Source organism: Streptomyces brasiliensis (genome assembly GCF_014647875.1).
Classification (GTDB): Bacteria; Actinomycetota; Actinomycetes; order Streptomycetales; family Streptomycetaceae; genus Streptomyces; species Streptomyces brasiliensis.
Map to the genome: position 1 here is coordinate 210,820 of NZ_BMQA01000001.1, position 25,661 is coordinate 236,480.

19 protein-coding genes and 3 pseudogenes are annotated in these 25,661 nt (G+C 71.4%); 12 read left to right on the forward strand and 10 right to left on the reverse strand.

The annotated features are described in order from the left end of the window. Positions 1–15 precede the first annotated feature (15 nt). The 3 genes from IEZ19_RS00985 to IEZ19_RS50290 form a co-directional block, all read right to left on the reverse strand. A complete protein-coding gene (locus IEZ19_RS00985) occupies positions 16–3,279 on the reverse strand; it encodes a non-ribosomal peptide synthetase (RefSeq protein WP_189309014.1) in 3,264 nt (1,087 codons plus the stop codon). A 14-nt stretch (positions 3,280–3,293) separates the two neighbouring features. After that, the gene (locus tag IEZ19_RS00990) at positions 3,294–5,894 is read right to left on the reverse strand and encodes a Pls/PosA family non-ribosomal peptide synthetase (protein WP_189309015.1); all 2,601 of its coding nucleotides are present in this window, start codon (positions 5,892–5,894) and stop codon (positions 3,294–3,296) included. 348 nt (positions 5,895–6,242) lie between these two features. Further along, complete coding sequence (locus IEZ19_RS50290; protein WP_229839845.1) at positions 6,243–6,419, reverse strand: hypothetical protein; 177 nt, start codon at positions 6,417–6,419, stop codon at positions 6,243–6,245. 582 nt (positions 6,420–7,001) lie between these two features. On the opposite strand from IEZ19_RS50290, the gene IEZ19_RS01000 reads away from it, so the two are divergent. Further along, positions 7,002–7,475: an AfsR/SARP family transcriptional regulator gene (locus IEZ19_RS01000; RefSeq protein ID WP_229839846.1), complete on the forward strand. Its 474-nt coding sequence runs from the start codon at positions 7,002–7,004 to the stop codon at positions 7,473–7,475. A gap of 35 nt (positions 7,476–7,510) precedes the next feature. Then, positions 7,511–7,660, forward strand: coding sequence for a hypothetical protein (locus IEZ19_RS01005; protein ID WP_189309511.1), 150 nt, complete (start codon positions 7,511–7,513; stop codon positions 7,658–7,660). Positions 7,661–7,744: 84 nt separating this feature from the next. Here IEZ19_RS01005 and IEZ19_RS01010 read toward each other — a convergent pair whose 3' ends face one another. Beyond that, positions 7,745–8,518: a chitosanase gene (locus tag IEZ19_RS01010; RefSeq protein WP_189309472.1), complete on the reverse strand. Its 774-nt coding sequence runs from the start codon at positions 8,516–8,518 to the stop codon at positions 7,745–7,747. 282 nt (positions 8,519–8,800) lie between these two features. Between IEZ19_RS01010 and IEZ19_RS01015 the strand changes: the two genes are divergently transcribed. After that, on the forward strand, positions 8,801–10,450 hold the full coding sequence (locus tag IEZ19_RS01015) for an FAD-dependent monooxygenase (protein ID WP_229839847.1): 1,650 nt from the start codon (positions 8,801–8,803) through the stop codon (positions 10,448–10,450). 160 nt (positions 10,451–10,610) lie between these two features. On the opposite strand, the gene IEZ19_RS01020 is transcribed toward IEZ19_RS01015, so the two are convergent. Then, on the reverse strand, positions 10,611–11,525 hold the full coding sequence (locus IEZ19_RS01020; RefSeq protein ID WP_189309017.1) for an AraC family transcriptional regulator: 915 nt from the start codon (positions 11,523–11,525) through the stop codon (positions 10,611–10,613). 131 nt (positions 11,526–11,656) lie between these two features. Between IEZ19_RS01020 and IEZ19_RS01025 the strand changes: the two are divergent. Further along, positions 11,657–11,875, forward strand: a pseudogene (locus IEZ19_RS01025) (putative quinol monooxygenase); the annotation flags it as partial. 46 nt (positions 11,876–11,921) lie between these two features. After that, positions 11,922–12,393, forward strand: a pseudogene (locus IEZ19_RS01030) (alpha/beta hydrolase fold domain-containing protein); the annotation flags it as partial. 27 nt (positions 12,394–12,420) lie between these two features. Here IEZ19_RS01030 and IEZ19_RS01035 read toward each other — a convergent pair. Next, positions 12,421–13,323, reverse strand: a complete 903-nt coding sequence (locus IEZ19_RS01035; RefSeq protein WP_189309018.1) for a serine hydrolase — start codon at positions 13,321–13,323, stop codon at positions 12,421–12,423. 304 nt (positions 13,324–13,627) lie between these two features. Here IEZ19_RS01035 and IEZ19_RS01040 point away from each other — a divergent pair, with 304 nt between their 5' ends. Then, the gene (locus tag IEZ19_RS01040) at positions 13,628–14,779 is read left to right on the forward strand and encodes a glutathione-independent formaldehyde dehydrogenase (RefSeq protein WP_189309019.1); all 1,152 of its coding nucleotides are present in this window, start codon (positions 13,628–13,630) and stop codon (positions 14,777–14,779) included. Between the two features lie 419 nt (positions 14,780–15,198). Here the strand turns inward: IEZ19_RS01040 and IEZ19_RS01045 are convergent, their stop codons facing one another. Next, entirely contained in the window at positions 15,199–16,260 is a 1,062-nt protein-coding gene (locus tag IEZ19_RS01045; RefSeq protein WP_189309020.1) for an NAD(+)/NADH kinase, read from the reverse strand. A 153-nt stretch (positions 16,261–16,413) separates the two neighbouring features. Beyond that, positions 16,414–19,026 (reverse strand): PA14 domain-containing protein, encoded by a 2,613-nt coding sequence (locus IEZ19_RS01050; protein ID WP_189309021.1) that lies wholly within the window; start codon positions 19,024–19,026, stop codon positions 16,414–16,416. A gap of 158 nt (positions 19,027–19,184) precedes the next feature. Here IEZ19_RS01050 and IEZ19_RS01055 point away from each other — a divergent pair, with 158 nt between their 5' ends. The 4 genes and pseudogenes from IEZ19_RS01055 (at position 19,185) to IEZ19_RS01070 (ending at position 22,847) form a co-directional block, all read left to right on the forward strand. Next, a complete protein-coding gene (locus IEZ19_RS01055; RefSeq protein WP_189309022.1) occupies positions 19,185–20,198 on the forward strand; it encodes a LacI family DNA-binding transcriptional regulator in 1,014 nt (337 codons plus the stop codon). Positions 20,199–20,394: 196 nt separating this feature from the next. Then, positions 20,395–20,830 (forward strand): annotated as a pseudogene (locus IEZ19_RS01060) (ABC transporter permease subunit); the annotation flags it as partial. A gap of 271 nt (positions 20,831–21,101) precedes the next feature. Beyond that, positions 21,102–22,229 (forward strand): PP2C family protein-serine/threonine phosphatase, encoded by a 1,128-nt coding sequence (locus IEZ19_RS01065; protein ID WP_189309023.1) that lies wholly within the window; start codon positions 21,102–21,104, stop codon positions 22,227–22,229. A gap of 9 nt (positions 22,230–22,238) precedes the next feature. After that, positions 22,239–22,847 carry a flavin reductase family protein gene (locus IEZ19_RS01070; RefSeq protein WP_189309024.1) on the forward strand — a complete coding sequence of 203 codons (609 nt, stop codon included), beginning with the start codon at positions 22,239–22,241 and terminating at the stop codon, positions 22,845–22,847. 273 nt (positions 22,848–23,120) lie between these two features. Here IEZ19_RS01070 and IEZ19_RS01075 read toward each other — a convergent pair whose 3' ends face one another. Further along, a complete protein-coding gene (locus tag IEZ19_RS01075) occupies positions 23,121–23,771 on the reverse strand; it encodes an FMN-dependent NADH-azoreductase (RefSeq protein WP_189309025.1) in 651 nt (216 codons plus the stop codon). Positions 23,772–23,896: 125 nt separating this feature from the next. Between IEZ19_RS01075 and IEZ19_RS01080 the strand changes: the two genes are divergently transcribed. Beyond that, positions 23,897–24,271, forward strand: a complete 375-nt coding sequence (locus tag IEZ19_RS01080) for a winged helix-turn-helix transcriptional regulator (protein WP_189309026.1) — start codon at positions 23,897–23,899, stop codon at positions 24,269–24,271. Positions 24,272–24,451: 180 nt separating this feature from the next. Beyond that, positions 24,452–24,667, forward strand: a complete 216-nt coding sequence (locus IEZ19_RS01085) for a hypothetical protein (RefSeq protein ID WP_189309027.1) — start codon at positions 24,452–24,454, stop codon at positions 24,665–24,667. 31 nt (positions 24,668–24,698) lie between these two features. On the opposite strand, the gene IEZ19_RS01090 is transcribed toward IEZ19_RS01085, so the two are convergent. Then, complete coding sequence (locus IEZ19_RS01090) at positions 24,699–25,580, reverse strand: YegS/Rv2252/BmrU family lipid kinase (RefSeq protein ID WP_189309028.1); 882 nt, start codon at positions 25,578–25,580, stop codon at positions 24,699–24,701. Positions 25,581–25,661: the final 81 nt, after the last annotated feature.

The window sequence follows — 25,661 nt, forward strand, 5'->3', positions numbered from 1 at the left end:
GGGGTGCGGTGAGGCTCACGGGGAGGCCAGTGGTGCGGCGGCGCCCAGGACGACACGTGCCGCGTCGGCCGGTCGGGTGCGCAGGAAGTAGTGGCCGCCGTCGGCGAGTTCGTGGAGGTCCACGTGCTCGGCCAGCAGCTGCCAGTCGCGGTACCGCTCTGGGTGGGCGGCCGTGTTCGGGTCGTCGGCGGCGACGACCACGGTGACCGGCGCGGCCAGCTTCACCGCGGGCGGGGAGTCCAGGGCGTCGGCGAAGTAGCGGTGCGCGCAGACGCAGTCGTGCCGGTAGGCGGCACCGATGTGTTCCGCGTGCCGGCCGTCGAGTTCACCGAGTTCGGTGTAACCGCCGTCCGCGGTCAGCCGCGCGGCGATGTCGGCGTCGCCGTGGGCCGTCAACTCGGTGATGGCGGCGCGTCGTTCGGCCGCGGTGCCGAGGAGCTGCGCGGCGAGGAAGACGCGCGGGACGTCGACGCCGCGTTCAGTCAGTCTGCGCGCCGTCTCCACGGCGAGTGCGGCGCCGGACGAGTGGCCCCACAGCATGACGCGGGTCAGACCGCGCGCGGTGATCTCGGCGACCACCTGTTCCACCACCTGCTCCAGGGGCGCGAACGGCTCGGTGCGGGCGGCCAGGTCGTGCCCGGGGAGGTCGACGGCGTGGACGGTGGTGCCGCTGCCCGCCAGCGCGCTCGCCATCGGCCGGTAGTTGACCGCGTTGCCGCCCGCGTAGGGGAAGCACACCAGGGCGCACTCCGCCGCGACCGCCGTGTCCGACAAGGGCTGGAGCAGCTCGGGGCGCTGTGCGGCGGTGCCGTCGAGAAGCGATGCGAGGTCGGCGAGCACGGGGTGCCGGGTGATGTCCTTCAGGGAGACGGCGCGGTCCAGGGCGATGGTGAGTTTCACCGCCGTCAGCGAAGTGCCGCCGGAGTCGAAGAAGTGGTCGCCGCGGCCGATCCGGTGCTCGGGGACGCCCAGCAACTCGGCCCAGGCGGCGGCCAGTTTGCGTTCGGTCGGGGTGAACGCGCGGTCGTGCTGCGTGGTGTCGTCGCCGCGCATGCCCGGCGCCGTCTGTTCTTCGGCCAGTGCGGTCAGGGCCTTGCGGTCGGTCTTGCCGTTGGCGGTCAGCGGCAGGCCGTGCCGCCAGTGGAAGGCCGAGGGGACCATGTAGGCGGGCAGGGCGGCGCCCAGTTCCTCGCGCAGGGCATCCGTCGTCAGGCGTTCGCCCGTGTAGAAGGCGATCAGGTGCGTGCCCCGCCCGGGGCCCTCGGCGACGACCACGGCGCCGTCCCGGACACCTGGCACGCGCAGGAGGGTGTTCTCGATCTCGCCGATCTCGATGCGGAAGCCCCGGATCTTGACCTGGTTGTCGCGCCGGCCGAGGAACTCCAGCTTCCCGCCGGGGTGCCAGCGCCCCCAGTCGCCCGCCAGGTAGAGCCGCTCGCCGGGACGGTGCGGATCCTCGCGGTACGACTCCCGGGTCCGCTCTCGGTCGTTGACGTAGCCGCGCCCCACGCAGACACCGGAGAACGCGATCAGTCCCGGCGCGCCGAGCGGCACCAGAGCCAGCTGCTCGTCGACGACGTACACGTGCACGTTGTTGACGGGGCGCCCGAGGAGCACGCGTTCGGGCACCTTGTCCATGATCTCGTGGTTGGTGTCGTCCGACGTCTCGGTCAGACCGTAGGCGTTGACGAGCCTGGTCCCCGGCCGGACGGCGAACCAGCGCTGGACCAGCTCCCGCTTGAGCGCCTCACCGGTCACCGACACACAGCGCAGGTCCGGCAGTTCGCGGCGATGCCGCTCCAGGTACGACACCACCACGTCGAGGTAGGAGGGCACGACCTGGACCACGGCGGCACGGGCGCGGACGAGGGTGTCGACGAAGCGCTCCACGTCGGTGATCGCGTCCTGCTCCACCAGCAGCGTCCGCCCGCCGACCAGGAGCGCGGACAGCAGCTGCCACAGCGAGATGTCGAAGCACTGCGGCGCCGTCTGCGCGACCACCCGGCCCTCGGCGATGCCCAGGTCGTCGATCTTGGCGAAGAGGTGGTTGAGCATGCCGATGTGCTCGCACATCGCGCCCTTGGGCTCACCGGTGGACCCGGAGGTGAAGTAGATGTAGGCCAGTTGGTCGGCGGCGACCTCGACACCGACGTCACCCGGTGCGTGGCGCTCCGCGTACGCCGTCGGGATCAGGAGCTTCTCGACGCCGGGCAGCTCGGCCAGTGCCGCGTCCAGGGAGTCGGTGCTGCCGGGCTCGGTGAGTACATACTTGCACCCTGCACGGGACAACGTTGTCCCCACACGTCCGGCTGGGAAGTGGGGTTCGATCGGCAGATATACGCCGCCCGCCTTGAAGACGGCCAGCACCGCGGCCAGCCAGTCGAGGCCGCGTTCCGTCACGACGGCGACGACGTCCTCCCGGCCCAGCCCGCGGCGCAGCAGCGCGCGGGCCAACTGGTTGGCGTGGGAGTTGAGTTGGGCGTACGTCCAGTTCCGGTCGCCGTGCACGGCGGCCACCGCCTCGGGATGCGCCCGTGCCCGCTCCTCGAAGAGTTCGTGCGCCCGACCCCGCGGCAGTGTGCGGCGGGGGCCGGCGAGTCCCTCCAGCTGCTCGCCGACCTCGTCGGCCGACAGCAGGCTCTGGCCCGCGTGTGCGGCGTTGGCGTCGGCCGTCATCAGGCGCAGGGCGGCGAGGTGGTAGCCGCCGATCCGGGCCGCGCACCCGGCGTCCAGCACCTGCTTGCGGTAGCGCACCCGCAGCCCGGGCCGTCCGCCCTCGTCGCTCCAGCCCACGCCCAGGACGGCGTCGTCGGCCAGCCCGCCCCCGGTGTCCGCCGGGTCGAACACGACCTCGTACGACGGCCCCGCCACACGCAGCTCACGTCGCAGCTCGGCCACCGGGAAGTCGCGGTGGGCCAGCAGATCCGCCTCGACGGCGCCCACTGCCGACACGAGCGAACGCCACGAGCCGCCGGCCACGGTCAGCCGGCAGGGCAGGGGATCGTCCTTCACGCCGGCGTGGTAGCCCGTCACCACGTCCTGCTCGCCGGACAGCGCGGCCAGCACCTTGGCGTGCGCGGCGAGCACAACGGCGCTGAGGGGCACCCGCAGCTCCCGCGCCAGAGCGTGCATCGCCCGTAGCACGTCGTCCGGTACGGCCGCCTCGTACTCGGCCACTCCCGCCGCCGGTTCCCGGACCCACCGCGGCACCGCGGTGAACCCGCCGGAGGCCAGCACACGACCCCAGAACTCCCGGTCCGCTTCCACACGCACTCCCATCGAATGGCCCTTCCTCAACGCACCGTCGTAGTCGAGCCGTTGACGGTGGACGTCACGGCCGCGGATGCCGGTCCCCGGTCGCCCGGGCGATCGGCGTCGGGCAGGTCCGTGGCGGGGTTGCCGCCCCACCGCGCGTTCGGGGGGACCTCCTCCCCCTTCATGAGGAAGGAGTCGGGCGCCAGGACGGCGCCGTCGCCGAGCGTCACGCCGTAATGCACATGAGCGGCGACGCCCAGCGTGCAGCGGGCGCCGAGCGTGATGGTGTCGGACTTGAACGTGCCGTCCTCCTGCGAGTGGCACTGGATCTTGCTGCCCACGTTGAGGGTGCACTCGTCGCCGATGGTGGCCAGCGTCCGCTCGGTCATGTAGCAGCCGTCGTCGAAGACCCTGCGGCCGATGCGCACGCCCAGCAGCCGCCAGACCAGCGCCTTGAAGGGCGTTCCGTTGAAGACGTTCAGGTAGTGGTCCGGCACCTTCCACAGGCGCTCGTGCCACCAGAAGTACGGGTCGTAGATGGAGCACAAGCGTGGCCGCAGCGCCCGGAACGACGCGATCAAGCGCTCCAGCAGGACGAAGTAGGCGGTGGTGAAGGCCAGCGTGATGGCCAGGTAGCCCGCGATCACCACCTGTCCCAGCGTCCCGTACAGGTCGACGGTCGCGAGCCCGAACAACGTGAGCGCGAAGGTGTGCAGCCACCGCAGGAGCAGCCAGAGGACCATCGAGCGCAGGTTGTATCGGTTCTTCGCAGCGAGACTGCGGCGCAGCGCGTCCCCGGTCCTGAGGTCGTCGAACCGTGCGTCACGCTCCACCGACCGCGGGATCTCGAAGCTGGGTGAGCCGAGAAGGCCGACGCCTTCACGGACCTCGCCGTCGAGCGGCACCATCACCTTCGTGGCCAGCAGGCAGTTGTCGCCCGTCCTGCCGCCCGCGGGATAGGCGATGTTGTTGCCGAGGAAGTTGTGCGAACCGATCGACGCCCGCGACACCCGGAAGGAGGTGCTGGAGTAGTCGGCGTTGATGACGGAGACTCCGTCGGCCACCATCGTTCCGCTGCCGACGGTGACCAGCAGGGGATTGTCCTGCTGCACCTCGGTACCGAAGTTCGACCCGGTCTGCTCGACCCGGGACAGGTCGTATCCGATGCCCCGGAGGTAGTGCACGATGTAGGAGCTGTCGCCGAAGAGCCAGGCGAAGAACTTGATGTTCGTCATGCGCGCCGTCGCCAGGTGCACGGCGTAGTGGAATCCGTAGAGCGGGTACACCTTGTCCGGCTTGACGACCAGACTGAGCAGCCGGGGGACGGTGCACAGGAAGGCGAGCCCCAGGACGAGGAAGCCGAAGAACACGACCAGGGAGAGGGTCAGCGCGTCGGAGATCAGGTCCGATGGCCTGAGCACGGCCGCCTCCGGGTCGAGCCGGTTGCCGATCGCCGGTACCAGGGTGAACAGCATGTACACACCGCCGACGGCCAGCGGCAGGTACAGGAACAGGAGCTGGATCAGCGAGGCGAGCCCGAACCAGGCGCGGCGCACGGAGCCGCAGTCGGCCGGCGCGACGCGCACGTGGTCGACCTCCGTGGGCTGTGCCGGCGATCCGTGCCAGCGCTCACCGTCCGGGACCGCCTGGCCGCGGTGGAGGGCGGACGCGTGGCCGAGCTGTGCGCCGTCGCCCACCGAGGTGTCGATGTCCAGGACGGTCTTCTCGCCGATGAACACGTCCCGGCCGAGAGTGACCCGGCCGGTCTGGATACGTCCCGAGTGGGCCCGGTAGCCGAGGAAGAACGAGTCCTTCCGGATCACGCTGCCGGCGCCGATCGTGATCAGGTCGCTGCAGACAGGGACGGAGGGCGACAGGATCGTCACGCCCTTGCCGATGCGTACGCCGAGGGCGCGCAGGTACAGCACGTACAGCGGATTACCGACGAGGAAGATCATCGGGTTGGCGTGGAGCAGCACCTTGACGAGCCAGAAGCGCAGATAGGTGAGGCCCCACAAGGGGAATTCACCGGGTTTCCACCGTCCGACCAGAATCCATTTGGCGGCGATCGGGAACAGGCAGAGGGCGAGGAACCCGCAGCCTCCGAACAGGACCGATCGCAGATAGGTGTCCAGCAGGCCGTTGCCGGTGGCGACCCATGCGTAGCCCCGGGCGCCGATGACGCCGGCGACGAAGGAGTAGCCCAGGAAGAACAGCAGCTGGACCACGCCGGACAGGACGTAGTGAGCCCTCCTGACCGGCGTGGGCGGCGGCTCGGGCGGAGCGGCGGAGGCGCTCGGTGCGTGGCTCTCCGCCGTACCGGGGGCGGATGCGACTTCGACGAGGGCCGCCGCGAGGCTCTTGATGGTGGGGTGCCGGTAGATGTCCTTCATGGACGCCGACGGCAGGTCCTGCCGTTTCCTCACCCGGGCGCAGAACTGCGCCATGACCAGGGAATTGGCACCGAGGTCGTCGAAGAAGTGGCTGTCGGCCGGGACACGTTCCAGGCATGCGACGTCCGCCAGTACTTCGGCGAGTTTCCGCTCGGTGTCCGTGCTTGACGGGCCGGCGCTGCCGGGTACGGCGACCGCGGCTTCGTCCGGTCCGGAGACATGGATCTCGGCGGACTGCTCCACCATTCGACCTCCTGGAAGACGCGGTGCTCATTCCTGATCATGAGCCGCGATCCTCAGTTTCGGTCGCTCTCCGCCGCCCTGCCACCGCTCGCCGCTCACGGAACGGAGCGGTGGACCCTGGCGGCCTTGTTCCGCTTGTTCTCCACGCTTTTGCGCGCCACGCCGAGGATCACCCATTCGGCGGTTCATGACGGCGGTCCTCGTCTCGAGGAGGGCCGTGGTTCCACCGCGCAGGCGAGGCGGGTCCCGTGGAGCGCATCATGGTGGGGGCATGGGCCCGGGCACGGCTACGCCCACGGGCCCGGGCACGACCACGCCTCCCAGCCACCGGCGTTCACCTGTGCCCCGGAACTACTGCGTGGCCTTCTCCCCGGTGGGGCCCACCGCGAACCACTTGCCGTCGACACCCTGGCCATTGAGGTCGCCCGCCCTGGCGTCGCCCGCGAAGCGGTAGACGGGGCGGCCGCCGACCGTGATCTGCACCTGGCCGTCCGCCCTGCGGATGGCGCCGACCGCCTTCGGGTTCACCGGCCAGGTACACGCTGCCGCCCTCATGGATCGTCACGGGCGGCAACTTCACCGCGCACGTCGCATCGCAGCCCGACCGGCCCGAGCCGGCCGTGTCGTCGTCGAAGCGGTACAGCGCGGCCTGGTTGATGTTGATCAGGTGGGGCGAGGACGGCGGCGCGGACGTCACCGCCGACAGCTGCACCCAGTTCGGCGGGGTCTCCTGCACCGCCGTACCGACGACAGTGCCGCCGTTGCCGGTGAGACCGGCCTGCTGCGCGGTGGAGTCGACCACCTGCAGCGCCGAGTTGCCCGCGCCCTGGGCGGGCGCCGACGACGACGCGGCCGGCGTCGAGGCCGGAGCCGAGGAGGCGGCCGCCGAACTGTCGCCGATCTGGATCGTCTTGCCGCAGGCGGCCAGGCTCGCCACACCGCACAGGACGAGCGCGGAGGCGAGGGCGGCACGGCGTGTGGGCCGGCGTGCGGTGGAGTCGTGGGGCAGCCGTCCGCCTCGATCAGCAGCTCGGTGTCCACGGCCGTATCGCCGCTCGCGGCCGCTCGTTCCGCCCGCACCCGGGGGACTTTGTGCGTACGCGTTTCGCCGTGCCGGAACCGGTCCGGGCATGGCGCGACGACACGGAACCGGCCCTGGGACCGCCCAAGCAGCAGGGCCTGCTCGCGCCGCTGCTGACCCAGGCGGGGCATCCGTGCTCCGTGCACGAGATCGTCGACGCGCTGTGGGGCCAGGACCCACCCGACAGCGCCGTCGACGTCGTCCAGCGGCACATAGGCGCGCTGCGCCGCCTGCTGGAACCCGACCTCCCGGCCCGGGGCCGGTCACGGTGGCTGGTGCGCGGCTCGGGCGGCTACCGGCTGGACGTGGAGACCGACGCTCTCGACCTGCTGCGCTTCCGGGACCTTGCATCACCAACGCGCCCCGGTCTCCGGGGCCTGAACTGCGGCACAGTTCCGCGCGCGAGCACCGCGTCGCCGGACTTCGTGACGCGCGAGGACAACTCCCTATATGTTCCACAGTACTTCAGCGTTCATATCCACGCATGGCAGCCATGGGCATGAACACATCGGACCCCGGAGACACAGGAAAGCACCCCATGCGCACGCGTTCCCGCACGCTGCCCGTCCCCCTGCTCACCGCAGCCGGCAGCTACGGCCTCCGTCCGAACGGGGCGTCGTACCGGACGGTCAGCGGGCTGACCGTGACCGGCGGCCGGAAAGGCACGACGACTCCTGGATCGACGTGAAGGGCAACGACGGCCTCGTGGCGTACAACACGGGCGGCGCGGCCCGGCCGCGAAGGGGGACGGGCCGCACGCGTCCCGCGGGGCTCAGCCGATGTGGTAGCTGTCCCCGTAGACCTTCCAGTCCAACGGCGGGTTCAGGTCCAGGTTGCCGTTGCGCAGAAAGACGCGCTGTTCCGTGTCGACCCGGCTGGTGTCGCTGTGCGCCTCCTCCTGCTTCATGGCCCACGCGCGCGCGTCCAGGAAGGCGTTGAGGTACGTCGTCTCGTCGCCGCCCTGCGCCGGCAGCTTCGCCGAACGCAGCGCGCGCCTGCGGATGCTGGAGAAGCTGGTGGAGTCGCCGCCGTCGCCGTGCATGACGATGGCGTCGTAGTAGGTGAACTGGCCCAGCGCGCGCAGCCCGTCGGCCTTGCCCTGCGTGACGGCGGGGTTGAAGTAGACGCGGTCCCGTTCGTCGTTCTGGGCCTGCTGGAACGCGGTGTCCTGGGCGGCCCTGCGCCAGTCGCCGGGGAAGTTCGGGTCGAGCCCGTCGTGCGAGTCGGTGCCGTTGACGTCGCGCAGTGCCGGAAGGTACTCGGCGAGGACGTTGCCGGGCTTTCGGTCGGCGTACAGCTCGACGAGGTCGAGCATGTCGCCGGTGCCGGAGCAGAAGCCGATGATGCCGGCGGTGTAGCCGCGGCCGTCGCCGATGTCCTCGATGTACCTGTACTGGGCCTTCCAGTCGAGCGAGGAGTTCTCCGCGCTCGACACGAGCTTCATGGCGATCTCCTTCTTGGCCGGGTCGTCCAGACCGGGCCCGGCCGCCGGTGCCGCCGCGACGCGCTGGGCGCCGAGCAGGGCGGTGGCCGTGAGCCCGCCCATCAGGGCGAGGACGGTGCGGCGGGAGGTGCGGGTGGGGGTTGTCTGCTCACGGTGGAGAGGCACGTCAGACGCTCCAAGGAAGTGTGGGGGGAGAGTTGGCCTGGACGCGAATCGTTAGGAAAGTTTCCTATCAGGTCGGGGTCGCCACCGGAACACGGGCTGCGCGAAGTTCGTAGGATCCGCCGAATGCGCTGCCGGCCGGCCCGGCTCGCCGCCCGCACACCGCGGGGCGACCATGGGGTACGCAAGCGGTCGGGGGGACCCAGGCAGTGGGAGACACCCGTGGCGGACACCCGGACAACCGACATACTGATCGCGGGCGCAGGCCCGGTCGGACTCAGTGCGGCCGCCGAGCTGTGCCGGCACGGGGTGCACTGCCGGCTGGTGGACCGGCTGCCGGCCCGCCTCCCGTATGCCAAGGCCGTCGGCATCCAGCCGCGCACCCTGGAGATCTGGGACCGCATGGGCCTGGCCCGCGCGGTCCTGGAGACGGCCGTCCCGATACGCGGCCAGATCGTCTTCGTCAACGGCCGCGAGCGGGCGCGCATCGACCTGACGCTGCCGCCCGAGGTGCCGTACGGCTTCGCCGCGCTGCCACAGTACGAGACCGAGCGGCTCCTCGAGGAGTACGTCGCCGGCCTCGGCACGATCATCGAACGCGGCACCGCACTGCTGTCGTTCACCCAGGACCCGGACGGAGTCACCGTCCGGCTGCGCACCGCCTCCGGGGCGGAGGAGGAGATACGCGTCGGCCATCTGATCGGCTGCGACGGAGCGCACAGCACCGTCCGCGAGGGGCTCGGCCTCACGTTCGAGGGCGGGGCGTTCACGGAGGAGTACATGCTGGCCGACGTCGAGGCCGACTGGGATCTGCCGCACGGCTTCGGCGTACGGTCCAGCCACGTCGCCGACGACGGCTCCACGGACGACCTGCTGGTCTGCATCCCGCTGCCCGGCAGGGGCCGCTACCGCATGTCGATGCTGGTCCCGCCCGAGCTGTCCACGGCCGGGGCCGCCCGGGAACCCGGGCGCGGCGGCGAAGCGGCGCACGGTCCGGAGGGCGGCGACCGTACTCCGGAGCTGTCCCACATCCAGGCCGTCGTCGACCGGCTCTCGCCCCGCCCGGCCGTGGTCTCCGACCTGCGCTGGTCGTCGGTCTTCCGGATCAGCCACCGCATCGTCGACCGCTACGGCGACGGACGCGTCTTCGTCGCGGGCGACGCCGCCCACATCCATCCGCCGACCGGCGCGCAGAGCATGAACACGGGCATCCAGGACGCCTGCAACCTGGCCTGGAAACTGGCCCTCGTCGTCCGGGGCGAGGCAGGGTCCGAACTGCTCACCACGTACGACGCGGAACGCCGGCCGGCCGGCGAGGAGGTCGTCGGCCGGACGGTACGGCACGCCACGCACGGCGTCGAGACCGACCCCGACGACCCACGGACCGTGCTGCTCCGCGAGGCCCAACTCCTGGTCGGCTACCGGGACGGACCGCTCGCGGCCGGCTCGTACGGCCCGGCAGGCGCACCCCAGCCCGGCGACCGCGCACCGGACTGCGCCGGGCTCACCGTGCCGGTGGCGACGTACCCGCTACGCCTCCTCGACGTCCTGCGCGGCCGCACGGGACATGTGCTGCTCCTGTACGCGACCGACCTCGCCGACCTGACCGAGTCGGCCTGCACCACCGGCCTGCGAACAGTCGCCGTCCTCGCCCAGGAAACCGCACTGACGGCCCGCGACGCGCTGCCGGTGCCCGGATACCGGGACACCGCAGGGGAGTTCGCCCGCCTCTACCGTCCAGTCGGCTCGACCGGCTTCCTCGTACGCCCCGACGGACACCTGGCCGCCCGCTTTCCCCTCACCGACACCGCGGCGGCACTCGCCGACTGCCGCAAGGCCCTGTCCGCACCCGGAGATGCGGCGCTCGGCTGACCGCCAGGCACCCTCGGGATCCCGCTCCGAGGCCCGGGGATCGGCGGCCGAGCACAGGGTGAGCGGCGCGGCCGGCGTCTCACCCTCGCCCACGGTGTGGACGACACCGCGGTGACACAGTCCGAGCGCCCGCCCGCAGGTCCGCAGGGCCGCACCTTTTCTACGGGAGTACCGCCGTCGCCGTTCGAGCGGAGTCGCGCAGGCGGGTCGCGTCCTCGCTCGGCGGTGCGCCGAACTGGCGGCGGTATTCACGGCTGAACTGGGACGGGCTGTCGTAGCCGACCCGATGGCCCACCCCCGTCACGTCATTGGGGTGCGTGGCGAGCAGCAGCCGGGCCTCCTGCAGACGGATCTGCTTCTGGAACTGGATGGGGCTCATCGCCGTCACCGCCTGGAAGTTGCGGTAGAACGCGGACACGCTCATGCCGGAGAGCCGCGCCACGTCCTCGACCTTGAACGCCTGCGCGTAGTGCTCGCGGATCCAGCGCACCGCCCGGGCGACATGGCTGAGGCTGCTGTCGGCCAGACCGAGCTGGCGCACGATGCCGCCCTGCTCGCTCCTGATCAGCCGCCACAGGATCTCGCGCTTGACGAGTGGGGCGAGCACCGCCCGGTCGCGCGGCTCGTCCAGCAGGTGCAGCAGCCGGATCACCGCGTCCAGCAGGGCCTCGGGTGCGTCGCTGACGGCGATGCCGGGCAACGCGCTGCCGCCGGCGTGCGGCACGTCCCCGGGTCCGGCCTGGAGCAGCACCTCGGCCACGGCGGACGGTTCGAGCGTGAGCCCGAACCCCAGCGCGGGGTGTTCCGGAGTCGCGCCGACGAAGTGACCGGTGACCGGCAGGTCGACCGACGCCACGAGGTACTGCCCGGCGTGGTACTCGTACACCCGGTCCCCCAGCGCGAGGTGTTTCGCCCCCTGCGCGATGACCGCCAGGACGGTGCCGGACATCGACGGCGACGGCGGGTCGGACCGGTCGACCTTCGAGATGAGCACACCGTCGATCGCGGTGGTCCAGTCGGGCCGTACGTGCCGGGCGAGCAGGGCGCGGAGTTCGTCGAGGCGGTCGCTGCTCATGCGCCGATTGCATCACAGGGGCGCCCCATGACTCCCGCACTCGGGAGGATCGTGCAAGGTCCCGCTCTCATAGTTCTACTGTTTCAGCAGGTCAGACGACTTCAGTGGAATCACCGAATTCCAGACACCGTGGGCGACCCGGCGCGAGCGAGCACTGCCTCGTGTATCTCGTCTGCCGGTCCACCGCCGACCCCGACGTCGTCCATGTCACCGAGGGATGGACCAGTGAGGAGGACCACCACCGGCTCTTCTCCGGCGAGGCGGCGCAGGCGATCGTGGCGCGGTTCGACGGGCTCCTCGCCAAGGACGCCGAGTGCACCGACTACGTGCCCGTGCGGGGCAAGGCCGCCCCCTTGGAGGAGCTGGGCGCCGAGGCCCGGCCGGATCCCCGGCGACGGGGCCGCGCTGATGACCCGCGACCGCGGCGCTCCCACCCCGGCCTCCCAGGTGCTGATCTTGCCCCACGCTGGACGACCGCAGCATCACCACGTCGAGCCGCCGGTACTCCGGCGGTCCCGGTGTCCGGACCGGTGAGATGAACGCGTTCGGCCGGCGGTCCGTACCCGGCGACACGGCCGGCGAGGACGTGCCGGTCCATGTCTCACCGGCGCTGGCCGACGACCTCTCGGGCCTGCCCGCCGCCTATGGCGACGCCGGCACGGCCGGGGTCTTCCGTGACGAGAGCGTCGACTACGCGAGCCGGATCCGGGCGGCCGGCGGCCAGGCCGAACTCCACGCCTGGGCGGGCGGCTTCCACGGGTTCGACGCGCTCTTCCCGCAGGCACGGGTCTCCGCGGCGGCACGCCGGGCCGGCACCGACTGGCTCGGCCGTGTCCTGAGCCCGGCGGCCGACGTGCGGGAGCTCTGACCGAGCCGCGGGGCGCGGGGTGTCGGCTCAGCGGGCGGCCGCGTTGGTGACGGCCGCCCGGGCCGCGCGTTCCACCAGGGAGACGCCGTCCTTCATCGTCGGGCTGCCGTCCGTGAGGACCGCCACGAGGTAGTGATGTCCGCCCGCCGTGATCCGTCCGACGCTGTTGACGTCCCACAGGCCGGTCGTGTTGCGCTGCAGCCAGCCGTTCTTCAGGGCCCACCCGGAGCCGGCGGCGGCCGAGACTCCCCACGACTGCTCCCCGGCGATACGGGACATGAGCGTGCGGATGTACGTGCGGGACGCCTCGTTCAGGACGGTGGAGCCCGTGGGTGAGGCCGCCGAGCCGGTACCGAAAACCGCGCGCAGGAGCCGTATCTGGTCGCCCGCCGTCGTCCGCGTGAGTCCCCACTTGCCGCCGGGGCCGCCCTTGGTCGAGGTGAGCCCCAGCCGCTTGTTGGCCGCCTCCAGGCCGGGCGCGAGGCCGATGCGCCGCCACAGGGCGTTGGCCGCGTCGTTGTCGCTGTGCTCGATCATGACCTCGGCCTGGGCCCGTTCCTTCGCGGTGAGGCCGTGGCCGGCGTCCTGCGCCTGGAGCAGGGCCGTGGCGAGGATGTCGACCTTGACGATGCTCGCCGTGTCGAAGAGGACGTCGTCGCCGTACACCGCCGGCCGGGCGCTCGCTGTGTCGAGGTCGAGCACGGCGGCCGTGACCCGGGCCTTGCCCTGGGGGTGCGCCCGCGCGAGGAAGTCCACGGTGGCCGCGTCGGGCCGCGCGGAGGCGGCGGCCGCCGGATCGAACGCGCCGGCGGAGAGGATCAGCGCCGCCGAGGCCGCGAGCACGCCCGCGCAGGCCACGGCGCGCCCGACCCTGGAGGGGCGGTGCGCGACGTACGGCGGATACGGCAGAAGGGAGCGTCGGTACGGCATGGTGCGGGCCTCGGCAGTTCGCGTGGGTGGGGCACAGACGTAGCGAACCTAGGTCAAAACACCCGCATCACGACGTGACGCCCGCCACGACAGGCACCGTTTGGGGCGGATTGTGGTGAGAGCCACAGATCGTCGCGGGGGTTGCGGCTCCCGCCGCGCGGGCGTTCCCTGGAAGTACCAGTGGTGAAGCATGAGCGCCTGGGGCTACGACACGGGCCGGCGGGCTGCGTCTCAATGCGCGTGCTCCCGGTCACGCTTCCGTGGTTTTCGTCGCCGTACGGCGTTCGACGCGGAGGTGATCCAGGTGAAGGCAGTCGTCTACGAGAAGCCCTTCAGCGTGACGGTGAGGGATGTCGAGGATCCGCAGATCCAGCACCCGAACGACGTGCTGGTACGGGTGACGTCGACCGCGATCTGCGGCTCCGACCTCCACATGTACGAGGGACGCACGGCGGCCGAGGCGGGCATCGTCTTCGGGCACGAGAACCTCGGCATAATCGAGCAGATCGGCTCCGGTGTGACCTCCTTGTCCGAAGGCGACCGCGTCGTCATGCCGTTCAACGTCGCGTGCGGGTTCTGCAAGAACTGTCTCGCCGGGAAGACGGGCTTCTGTCTGACGGTCAATCCGGGCTTCGCGGGCGGGGCGTACGGCTATGTGGCGATGGGCCCGTACAAGGGCGGCCAGGCGGAGTTGCTGCGCGTGCCGTTCGCCGACTTCAACTGCCTGAAGCTGCCGCCGGGCAACGAGTTCGAGACCGACTTCGTGTTGCTCGCGGACATCTTCCCGACCGGCTACCACGGCTGCGAACTCGCGCAGGTGTCGCCGGGCGAGAGCGTCGCCGTGTTCGGCGCGGGCCCGGTCGGCCTGATGGCGGCCTACTCGGCGTTGCTGCGTGGCGCGTCCAAGGTGTTCTCCGTGGACCGAGTGCCCGAGCGGCTCGCGAAGGCGGAGGGGATAGGGGCGATCCCCATCGACTTCACCAAGGGTGACCCGACCGAGCAGATCAAGGAGATGACCGGCGGCGAGGGCACCGACAAGGGCGTCGACGCGGTCGGGTACCAGGCGCAGGCGCACGACGCCAGCCACGAGGAACCCGCCGTCGTCCTCAACACGCTCGTCCAGACGGTCCGGGCGACGGGCAGGCTGGGCGTGCCGGGTCTGTACGTCCCGTCCGACCCGGGCGGACCCGACGAGGCCGCCAAGCACGGCCAACTGCTGGTCTCCATCGGCAAGATGTTCGAAAAGGGCCAGCAGATGGGCACCGGCCAGACCAACGTCAAGGCGTACAATCGCCAGCTGCGCGACATGATCATCGCCGGGCGGGCCAAGCCCAGTTTCGTGGTCTCCCACGAACTCCCGCTGGACGCCGCCCCGCAGGCGTACGAGAAGTTCGATCAGCGCATCGAGGGCTACACCAAGGTCGTCCTGCACCCCGGTCACGCGCTCGCGGCGTGAACGGCGAGAGGTGAGAGAGACGGACCCCTGAAGTCCGACAGATCGATACATATCGGGGCATACGGCACGTAAGGCGCGGTCGCGTGCCCCGATCGCGCGCCGTGGCCGCCACGCTGCGATGTCGCGTGATGGCGCTGATGGTTCCGGGCGACGCGTACGCGGTTGTCGCACGCCGGGGAGCACCGTTCGCGGCGCGCGCGGGCCTTGATGAAGAAGAGCAGGCGGTTCGGCGCCAGGCAGGAGCGCAGCCGATCACGGTCGGGCCGGTGAAGAGTTCGACACCCTGGCGCGCGATGGGCCGCACGGCGAGGCCGGCGAGCGTCCCCGGTCGGGGACGTGCCCGGCAGCAGCGCCGGCACGGTACGGCCCGGCCGGCGACGCGGTCGCGGGGGGCGGCACCGTCGTCCCGGTCCGCGGCGCTACTCGTCGCTCGGCGCGGGCGGCAGTGCGAGATGAGCGAGGTCGCCCGGTGGCGGAGACTTCACAGGCCACAGCGGGGCCGGCGAACCGTCGGCGACGGCGGCCGGGGCGTCGGTGAGGTTCATGCGTTCGCGCAGGCGGCCGTAGAAGTCGGTCGGTCCCAGCCGGACCGCCCGAAGGCGGCGCGGTGCCGCGTACACGCCGATCCAGTCCCCCGGGTTGAGCACACCGCGCAGTTGCCCGTCGATACTGACCGCGGCCTGGCCCGAACGCTCGAGGACGCGCAGCGCGATGGGTTCGTCGGGGGCGGCCACGACGGACCGGTTGAACGCCATGTGCGGGGCGACCGGCGTGAAGATCAGGGCCTCCGCCCGGGGCGAGACCACGGGACCGCCGGCGGCGAAGCTGTACGCGGTCGAACCGGTCGGCGTGGCCACGAGCAGCGCGTCGGCGGAGTACGACGCGAGCAGCCGGCCCGCGAGATACACGCCGACCGACACCTGGCGGTCCCTCGACAGCTTCTCCAGGACGACGTCGTTGAGCGCGGTGACGTTCAGGGCGACGCCCCACTCGTCACCGGTCTCGCACTCGACGCGTACCCGTGGCGGCGGCAGCAGGGGACCGCGGCCGTAGCGCAGCAGTTCCTCCATGCCCGAGGGCACCTTGAGCTGGCACGAGGCGCGCATCGTGAGCAGCATGCGGCTCTCGACGGTCAGCTCCCCCTCGCGTACGGCGTCCAGCGCGGCGCACACGGCGCGCGCCGGAACCTCGGTCAGGAAGCCGACGCGCCCGAGATCGACCCCGAGGACCAGCGCGTCGTGCTCGGCGGCGAGCCGCGCGCCCCGCAGGAAGGTGCCGTCGCCGCCCAGCGTCACGATGAGGTCGGGGTCGCCCGCGGCCTCGACCTCCTCCTCGGCGCTGTGGCGCCCCCGCTCCTGCCACACGTCGATGTCCGAGCAGTCGACGTCGTTGTCGGCGCACCACGCGCGCACCGCCCGCGCGGCGTCCGCGGCCTCCGTGCGTCCGCCGTGCACGACCATGCCGATACGGCTCACCGTCACGCCTGCCTCCAAGCCACCTCGCCCGTACTCACCACCCAGCGTTCCACCACTTCGCACCCCACGCCGCCGGAGAGCAAACCCGGCCCGGCCGACGGTCACGGCGACCGCCGTCCGCCCGGCGAGCGGGGAGGTGCTCGCCGGGCGGAGGTGGGGTCAGGCGCAGCCCGCCGGGGTCGCGCGGGACGCGTCCCTGATCAGGGACTGCTGGGCTTCCTTGAGCCGCCGTACGTCGGGCTTGACCACCTTGCGGTCGTACGTGATCAGCCCGTTGAGCTCGCCCTCGACGTCCGAGATCTGCGTGTACACCGCGCCGTTGCTCCCCCTGCAGGCGAGGGCGCGCACCTCGTCGAGCTTGGTGAGGTAGTCGTCGGTGTACGTGGCCGGGTCGACGTCGACGTACGACTGCTGTACCGACCAGGCGTGTCCGGGCACCGCCAGGCCGAGGCCGCCGTACTCGCCGCTGACCAGGGCCCGCTTCCCGTCCGGCCGCGGGGGCAGCGCGGGGCTCGGGTAGCCGTGCTCGTCCATGATGTCGCCGGTGCCGCCGTCCGCGCCGAGGTTGAGGCCCGACATGCTGTTGACCAGCCGCGTCGGGTCCCAGGCCGCCGCCTGGTCGGCGATGCGGGCCATGTCGTACTGGCCCCAGCCCTCGTTGAACGTGACCCACATGACGATGGACGGGCTGCTGATGTGCTCGTCGATCATCTGCTTCATCTCGCGCTCGTACTCGGCCCGCGCCGCCGTGCTCGGGTTCACCCCGGCGGTCATCGCCGGCATGTCCTGCCAGACGAGCAGGCCCAGCTTGTCCGCCCAGTAGAACCAGCGGTCCGGTTCGACCTTGATGTGCTTGCGGACCGCGTTGAAGCCCATCGCCTTGTGCATCGTGAGGTCGTGGGCGAGGGCCTCGTCGCTCGGTGCGGTGTACAGGCCGTCGGGCCAGAAGCCCTGGTCGAGGGTGGCCATCATGAACACCGGCTTGCCGTTGAGGACGGTGCGCGGGGTGCCGTTCACGTTCTCGACGGCGATGGAGCGCAGGCCGAAGTAGCTGCCGACCCGGTCGGATCCGACGCTCGCCTTCAGGTCGTACAGGAACGGGTCGTCCGGCGACCACAGGTGCGGCTTACTGATCTTCAGGGTGAGCGGGGTACCGGTGTGTCCGGTGACGGTGGCGACGCGCTCGTCGCCGTCGTACGCCGTCGCCGTGACCGGGAGTCCGTCGCGCACGCCCTGCGGCTCGACCGTCAGCGTGCCCGCGCCCGCGTCCGGGGTGAGTTTGAGCGAGTCGACGTGGTCGGCGGCGACCGGTTCCAGCCACACCGTCTGCCAGATCCCGGAGGTCGGGGTGTACCAGATGCCGCTCGGGTCGAGGCGCTGCTTGCCGATCGGCGGGTTCTCGCCGCTCGCGGCGTCCGTCGGGTCGTAGACCCCGACGATCAGCTCCTGGGTACGGCCCGGCTTGAGCGCGTCGGTGATGTCGGCACTGAACTTGTCGTAGCCGCCCTGGTGTTCGGTGACCTTCGTGCCGTTGACGTACACCTCCGCGCGCCAGTCGACGGCCCCGAAGTTCAGCTGGAGCCGCTTGCCCGAGCCGACCTTCCAGCCGGGCGGCACGCTGAAGGTGCGCCGGTACCACATGCGGTCCTCGTGCCGTTCCAGGCCCGACAGCCGGGACTCGACGGGGTAGGGCACGAGGATCTTCTCGGCGAGATCGCGGCCCACCGGCGGCTGTTCCCCCGCCTGCGCGGCGGCGAACTGCCAGGTGCCGTTGAGGTTCTGCCAGGCGTCCCGGGTCAACTGGGGCCGCGGGTACTCGCGGTGGGCGTTGGCCGGGGTGACGTCATCGGCCCACTTGGTGCGCAGTTCGTACGTCGAGTGATTGGCGCCGCTGCTCCAGAACGGCTTGACCACGTTGCCTGCCGTGTCGGCCAGGCCCCCCGCTCCGTCGTAGCGGACGTCGGCGGTGCCGCGTGCGGTGCCGGTCTTGTTGCCGACGACCGGCTCGTCCAGAGCGACGAGCAGCGACCTGGGATCGGCCGGGTCAGGGCGGACCTTGCCGAGCAGCCAGGTGGCGCCGCCGATCACCGCGTTCAGGTGGCCGGCGAGGCCGGCCGCGGGTGCGGCGAGGGCCTGGGCGAAGTCCAGCTGGAGCGTACGGCCGTCCTTGAGGACCGTGGTGGCGATGGCGCCGTTGTAGTCGTAGCCCTCGGGCAGCAGGAACGCAGACTGCGGGACGGCGGCCTTGGTGCCGCCGGGCGGTGTCCAGCGCACATGGAGGTTGGAGCCTCCGTAGTGCTCGAAGTACTCGACCTTGATGTCGTAGGCGGTGCCCGCGGTCAACTCGACGGGCTCACCCACCTGTTCGCGGTCCCAGTCGTCGACCCAGTGGTCGATGACGAGCTTGCCGCCGACCCACAGGCGGAAGCCGTTGTCGCCGATGATCGAGAAGGTCGTGGGGCCGGTCTTCTCGGGCACGATCCGGCCGGTCCAGCGGACGCTGACGTCGTCCGCCTGCCCGGTCGCGGAACTCAGCCGGGACTCCAGGTTGTCGAAGTCCAGTCGCGGGTCGAATCCGGTCGCCTTGAGCTCGTGGAAGTCGAAGGCACCGGGTGCGGACTGGGTGTAGTACTCGCCCTTGAGGCCGTGGATCTCGGGGAGATCCTCCGCGGCAGTGGCGGCAGGTGCGGCGGCCAGTCCCGCGGCACCCAGCACTGCCGCGACCAGCAGGGCGAGCAGATTCCGGATCTGTCCGAACGATCTGATGCGCACGAATCCTCCTTGACTGAGGAAGGGTGGCGGCTCGGTGCTTCAGTCTGTACAACGTTGGAAGCAGAGGCAGTTGGCATGAGAACACGGCTCCCGGCCGCTGTCCAGTTCCCTGACAGAAGCTCCCGTTCCGGAGCACCCGACGATGCCGAGGAGATCCCTTGCGGGTCAGCCTGAAGGACGTGGCCGCGCGGGCCGGCGTCTCGATCAAGACCGTTTCCAACGTCGTGAACAACTATCCGCACGTCACCCCGGCGATGCGGGCCCGGGTGCAGGCGGCCATCGACGAGCTGGGCTACCGGCCGAACCTCACCGCGCGCCATCTGCGCAAGGGCCGCACGGGCATCATCGCGCTCGCCGTCCCCGAACTGGGCAACCCCTACTTCGCGGAGCTGGCCGGCGCCGTGATCGACGCAGCCGCCGAGCACGAGTTCACGGTCCTGCTCGACCACACGCGCGGCGACCACGAGCAGGAGCTCCTGGTCAGCCAGGGCTTCCGGGCCCGGGTGATCGACGGGCTGATCCTCAGCCCGCTGGAGCTGGAGGCCGAGGACCTGCGCCGCCGGACCGACGACGTGCCGCTGGTGCTGCTCGGCGAGCGCGAGTACGACCTGCCGTTCGACCACATCGCGATCGACAACGTGGCCGCCGCGCGCACCGCCGTACGGCATCTGCTGGGCCGTGGCCGGACCCGGATCGCCTATCTCGGCGCCCGTACGGACTCCGCCAACCGGCCCGCCCATCTGCGACTGGACGGCTGGCGGGCGGAGTTGACGGCGGCCGGGGTGCCCGCCCCGGACGAACTGGTGGTGCCCGTCGGCGGCTGGGACCGGGACGACGGGGCCCGCGCGATGGCCCAGCTGCTCGACGCGGGGGTGCGGCCGGACGCGGTGTTCGCGTACAACGACCTGATCGCGATCGGTGCCATGCGGGTGCTGCACGAGCGGGGGCTCAGGGTGCCGTGGGACGTCGCCGTGGTCGGCTTCGACGACATCGCGGAGTGCCGGTTCGGAGCCGTGTCGCTGACGACGATCTCGCCGGACAAGCAGGCGATCGCGCGCATGGCGGTGGCCTCGCTGCTGCGCAGCCTGTCGGGCCGTCAGGAAATCGGCGGACGTGAACTCACCGCGGAATTCCGGCTGATGGAGCGCGAGAGCACCCTCGGACGGCGGTGAACTCCACGGGGCCCTTCCGGCCGAGATTTCGGACGGAAGGGTTCACGGCCTCCTTCCAACGATGTCAAAATCTCCCCTGAACGACGTGCACGCCGTGTTGACCGCAAGTGCCGAACCCCCGTGAGCGCTCTCCGGCGGTACGGCGACGGAGTGGCGTGGGCTCCACGGGAGTCCCGAACGGCGAGCCCCGGCGCTGGGGGCGGTCGTGCCGCGGCGCACCCGGTCCGGGCAGTACGTGTACGCGGTGGGCGGCAACGAGGACGCGGCGGCCCTCATGGGCGCCGGTGGCCCGGACGAAGATCGCGGTCTACACCCTGTCCGGACTGTGCGCGGGGCTCGCGGGCGCACTGAACGCGGCATGGCCGGTGTCGGGTGTGACCTTCCTCGGCTCCGGCATGGAACTGGAGGCGATCTCGGCGGTCGTGATCGGCGGCACTCTGCTCACCGGCGGCTTCGGCTTCGTCAGCGGCTCGCTGGTGGGGGTGCCGCTGCTGAAGGTGATCCAAAACGTCATCAACCGGATCGGCTCGCTCGACTTCGCGTATCAGCAGGCCGTCAGCGGTGCCTGCGTCGCCGTCGTGGTGGTGGTGGTGGCGCAGACGTGGCTCGGGCGCAGGCGCCGCATGCTCTGACACCGAACTGCTGCGTCGCGGGCGCCGAATGCCGTGACATCGCATGCGACGCCGGGACCGCGGCATGTCCGGTCACGGCCGGGGCCGGACATGCCGCCGACCGGAGCAATGGCCGCCGTTCCCCGGCCGGGAACAGCAGGCTGGACCTCTTGTCGGGATCTTGTGCGGGGAGTTCGGTGTGTTCAGGCTGCGTCGGTCGGGCCGTCGGACGGATCGTGAGCACTGGGCGGAGGTCGGTGCGCGGCCACAGCTGCCGGCTCGCCCGGCGTGGATGCGCTGGCTCCCGGTCCTCTACGTCGCTGTCCTTCTGGCGCTCGAGCCGATCACGCCCGTGCAGTGGCCGGTGAGCTTCGTACTGATCGCACTGCCGCTGGTGGCCGCCTTCGCGCACGGGCCCGTCGTCGTCGCCGGCGTGACCGTCTTCGCCGTCGTCTTCGAGGGGGTCCTGGCCGGCACCCCGTGCTGTGCGGGCCGCCCGGTCGACCATGTGTGGGAGCGGTACTACGTGGCCGCGTACGTCTGCACCGCGCTGGTCGGCACGCTCGGCACCATCCTGGCCGCCCACCGCACACGGCGGGAACGCATACTGGCGGACGTGCGGTTCGTGGCCGACATGGCCCAACGCGTGCTGCTCAGACCGGTCCCGCACCGTATCGGGGACCTCGTGCTGGAGAGCTTCTATCTGTCGGCCGCAGCGGAGGCGCGCATCGGCGGCGACCTCTTCGAGGCGGTGCCCACCGTGCACGGCGTACGGCTGCTCATCGGCGACGTCCGGGGCAAGGGGCTGCAGGCGGTGGAGACGGCGGCCACCCTGCTCGGCGCGTTCCGCGAGGCCGCGCACGACGAACCGGACCTGCCCGCCCTCGTGGGCCGGGTGGAGACCAGCATGGCGCGCCACGCGGAACGGCTGCCCGGCAGCGGCAGCGAGGTGGCCGAGCGGTTCACCACGGCCGTCTTAGCGGAGATCCGCACGGACGGCCGGATCGTGCGCGTCGTCAACTGCGGCCACCCGCCCCCGCTGCTCATCCGCCGCGGCGAGGCGCGCGAGCTGGACTCGGGGCGGTCCGCTCCCCCGCTGAACCTCGGGGTACTCGTCCGCGAGCCCTATCACGTCGACACCTACGAGTTCCTGCCCGGCGACCAGTTCCTGCTCTACACGGACGGCGTCACGGAGACCCGCGATCCGTCCGGCGCCTTCTACCCCCTCCTCGAGCGCATCGGTTCCTGGGGGCCGCTGTCGCCTCGAGAGCTCCTGGAACGCCTCCACGACGACCTCGTCGTCTACAGCCACAACCGTCTGCACGACGACACCGCCGCCCTCACCGTCTCCCTCCTGCCCGACGGGCCGAAGGGGCCCGACGAGGAGGCGGGTCGTGCGTCCGTACGGCCCGGCGCATAGCGTGCTGCCATGCGCGTCGACTATTCACCGGACACCCTCGGTGCCGGCTCCTTCTACCGGCTGCTGACCGCCGTGATCGTGCCCCGGCCGATCGCCTGGGTCTCCACCCTCTCCGCGGACGGCAGGACGGCCAATCTCGCACCACACTCGTTCTTCACCGTCGCCTGCGTCGACCCGCCGATCGTGCAGTTCACCTCTGTGGGGCGGAAGGACTCGCTGCACAACGTCGAGGAGACGCGCGAGTTCGTCGTCAACTTCACTCCCGAGCCGCTCTTCGAGCAGATCAACGCGACCGGGACGGACTTCCCCCGGGAGGAGGGCGAGTTCGACGTGGTCGGTATCGAGCGGGAGCCGTCGCTGCGCGTGAAGCCGCCGCGGGTGGCCGCCTCTCCCGTCGCGCTGGAGTGCACGCTGCACTCCACGCTGGGGCTGGGCGACTCCACGGTGGTGTTCGGCCGTGTCGTGCACGCCGCCGTCAGCGAGGACGTCCTGGTGGACGGCCGGCCCGACATCCGGCTGCTGCGTCCGCTGGCCCGCCTGGGCGGCAACGAGTGGGGCACGATGGGCGAGGTCCACGACCTGGCCCGGATCCCGTACCGGGACCGGCGCCACCGCTGACGGAAGGGGGCTGCCGAGGGGGGGCGAAATACATCACCCGCGGCGGCCCGTGCCGGATCAGCCCTCGATACGGTGTCCGGTCCAGAACGAGGTCAGGTCCGTGCTGGTGGCGGCCTGCGCGGCCGCCTCGGAGACCAGGGCGCCGCGTCGTACCCCGGTGGTACGGGGACGTGGCACGACGTCCTCTCGGACGGATCCGACCACTGGGCGGTCCTGGACGAACTCCAGCCCCCACCGGCCCGCGGGTTCGTCAACCGCTCTTCCAGCCGGCGCTTACGCGGCGAGGCGCTCGGCGAGGGCCTTGGCCTTGACGGCCGCGTCCTCGAGGGCGCGGTCGCGGGACGACTCGAACAGCGGCACCAGCTCGGCCATGGCCGGGTTCTGCGGGGCCATCGTCAGCTCGGGGACGATGTAGTCGAGTTCGAGTCCGAGCATGTCGACGAAGACCGCCGCCAGGTAGTTCTGCACGTACTCGAAGCCCTCCCGCGGCGTGCCAGGCGCGTAGGAGCCGCCGCGGCTGGCCACGACAGTGACCGGGGTGCCCTTGGCACTCGGGGTGTCGCCCGCGGTGCGGCCGAACAGGATCACGTTGTCCAGCCACGCCTTGAGCGTCGAGGGAATCGTGAAGTTGTACATCGGCGCCCCGACGAGCACGGCATCCGCCTGCTCCAGCTCCTCGATCAGTCGCACACGCTCGGCGAACGCGGCGGCCTGCCCGGGCGTGTGGGTGGCGGGGTCGACGAAGGCCGCGGTGTGGGCGTCGGCGGTGATGTGCGGGACGGGGCTCGCGGACAGGTCGCGGTAGATCACCGTGCCCTCGGGGTGCTGCGCCTCCCACGTCTTGCGGAAGGTGTCCGTCACGGCGCGGGACGCGGACGCCGCGCTCGGGAAGACGGACGAGTCGATGTGGAGCAGGGTGGCCATGCGTGTCTCCAGGGGAACGCGCCCGGGACGGGAAACGTCACGGGCTGGTGTTTCGTATGCAGCTATGTCTAACACATGGACTTACTTTTTTTTACCCCCCTACGGCGTGGTAGTAGCATGGGCGCATGGCGGTGGAACAGACCCACGACGTGGGGGCGTGCAAGAAGGTCGACGTCGGCATCACGCGCGTCTTCCAACTGCTCGGAAAGCGGTGGAGCGGCCCGATCGTGTCCGTGCTGCTCGAACAGCCGGCGCACTTCGCCGACCTGCGGCGAGCGGTCCCCGGCATCAGCGAGCGGATGCTCTCCGACCGCCTGGCGGAACTCGGCGCGGCGGGCCTGGTGGTGCGCGAGGTCGACGAGGGCCCGCCCCTGCGGGTCTCGTACCGCCTGACGGAGACGGGCGCGGCACTGGAACCGGCGCTCAAGGAACTCGGTGAGTGGGCGAAGAAGCACTTGCCCGAGAGCGATCCTTGCGTGGGGCCGGACGGGAGCTGCTGACGGCTGCGACGGCCCGTCGGCCGTGCATCCCCTGCGGTCCGCTCTGCGACTTGGGCCAACTGCTCGTCGGGGGCCCGGTGTTCCGCCATTCGGCCCTGTGCCGGGCGCAGTGGGGGGCCGTGGCGATCACGCTGGGGGCGTGGCCCTGTCGGGGCATGTTCCGTCAGCGAGGAGGACCGGATGCCGATCGAGACCGTCGCGCGCTTTCTGACCGCCCTGAGTCCGCACGACCGTGAGCGAGTCGAGGGGATGCCGCGCGGGGAGCAGGAGCGGCTCGCCGCCGCCTGGGAGGTGGAGCTTCAGCAGGACACGGACCTCGACACGCTGAGCGAACTCTCCCCGCCCGCCGCCGAGCACGAGGCCGCCGAGCGGGTCGTCAAGCATCTCTTCGAGTAGTCGCCGGTCGGTTCGAGCAGTCGTCGGCAGTTCAGTACAGAACGGCGAGGTCCCCCGGACGCACCCGCGCCGTGACCGGCAGCGTGGCCTCGACCTCGCCGTCCGCGCCGTAAGGGACGGGACGGTCGGCCTCGATACGGATCTCCCGCCCGCGCAGGACCTCCACCTCGGGCCTGTTGATGTGGGCGCCGGTGCTCAGCTCGTTCATGAGGGCGAAGAAGAGGCGGCGCGGGGCCTCGCGGATCAGCACGATGTCGAGCAGCCCGTCGTCGACGCTGGCGTCCGGGGCGATGGCCCGACCGGAGCCGTAGTAGGGGGAGTTGGCGGCCACGACGGTGTAACCGCGGTGGTCGTGCTCCTGTCCGTCGACCGTGACGCGGTACGTCGCCGTACGCCACGTGGTCACCGCGCGCAGTCCGCCCGCGTAGTAGGAGGCGGCTCCGCGCAGCAGCCGCGCGTTGTTGGCGTGGCGGTTGGCGAGCGCGTCGACGCCCGCGTACACGCTGCCCAGCACCACGGTGCGCGGGTGGACGGCCGACTCCACCTCGATGGTGTCGACCCGCCGGGGCTCGTTGTGGAGCAGGATCCGGGCCAGCTCGGCAGGGTCGGCGGGCAGGCCGAGGGCGCGGGCGAAGTCGTTGCCGCGCCCCGCGGGGACCAGGCCGAGGACGGTGCCGGTGCCGCTGAGGGCGCCGCCGATCCCGCCGGCGATGCCGTCGCCGCCGACCGCGAGCACCACCCGGCCGCGCTCACCGGCCTCGCGGGCGATCTCCTGGGCGTGAGCCAGGCTGCGGCTGTACTCGGTCTCCAGTTCCGCCCCGGCCTCCCGCAGCAGCCGGCCGATGTGCAGCAGCGCCGCCGCCCCGGTGGAGCCGCCCGCGGTGGGGTTGACGACGGCGGTGAACTGGCGCATCGGTGGGCCTCCGGGCGATGACGGGTGGCGGCCCGGCGGCGGTGCCGGGCGGAGCGGGCAAGGCGGTCGGGGTGGGCAAGC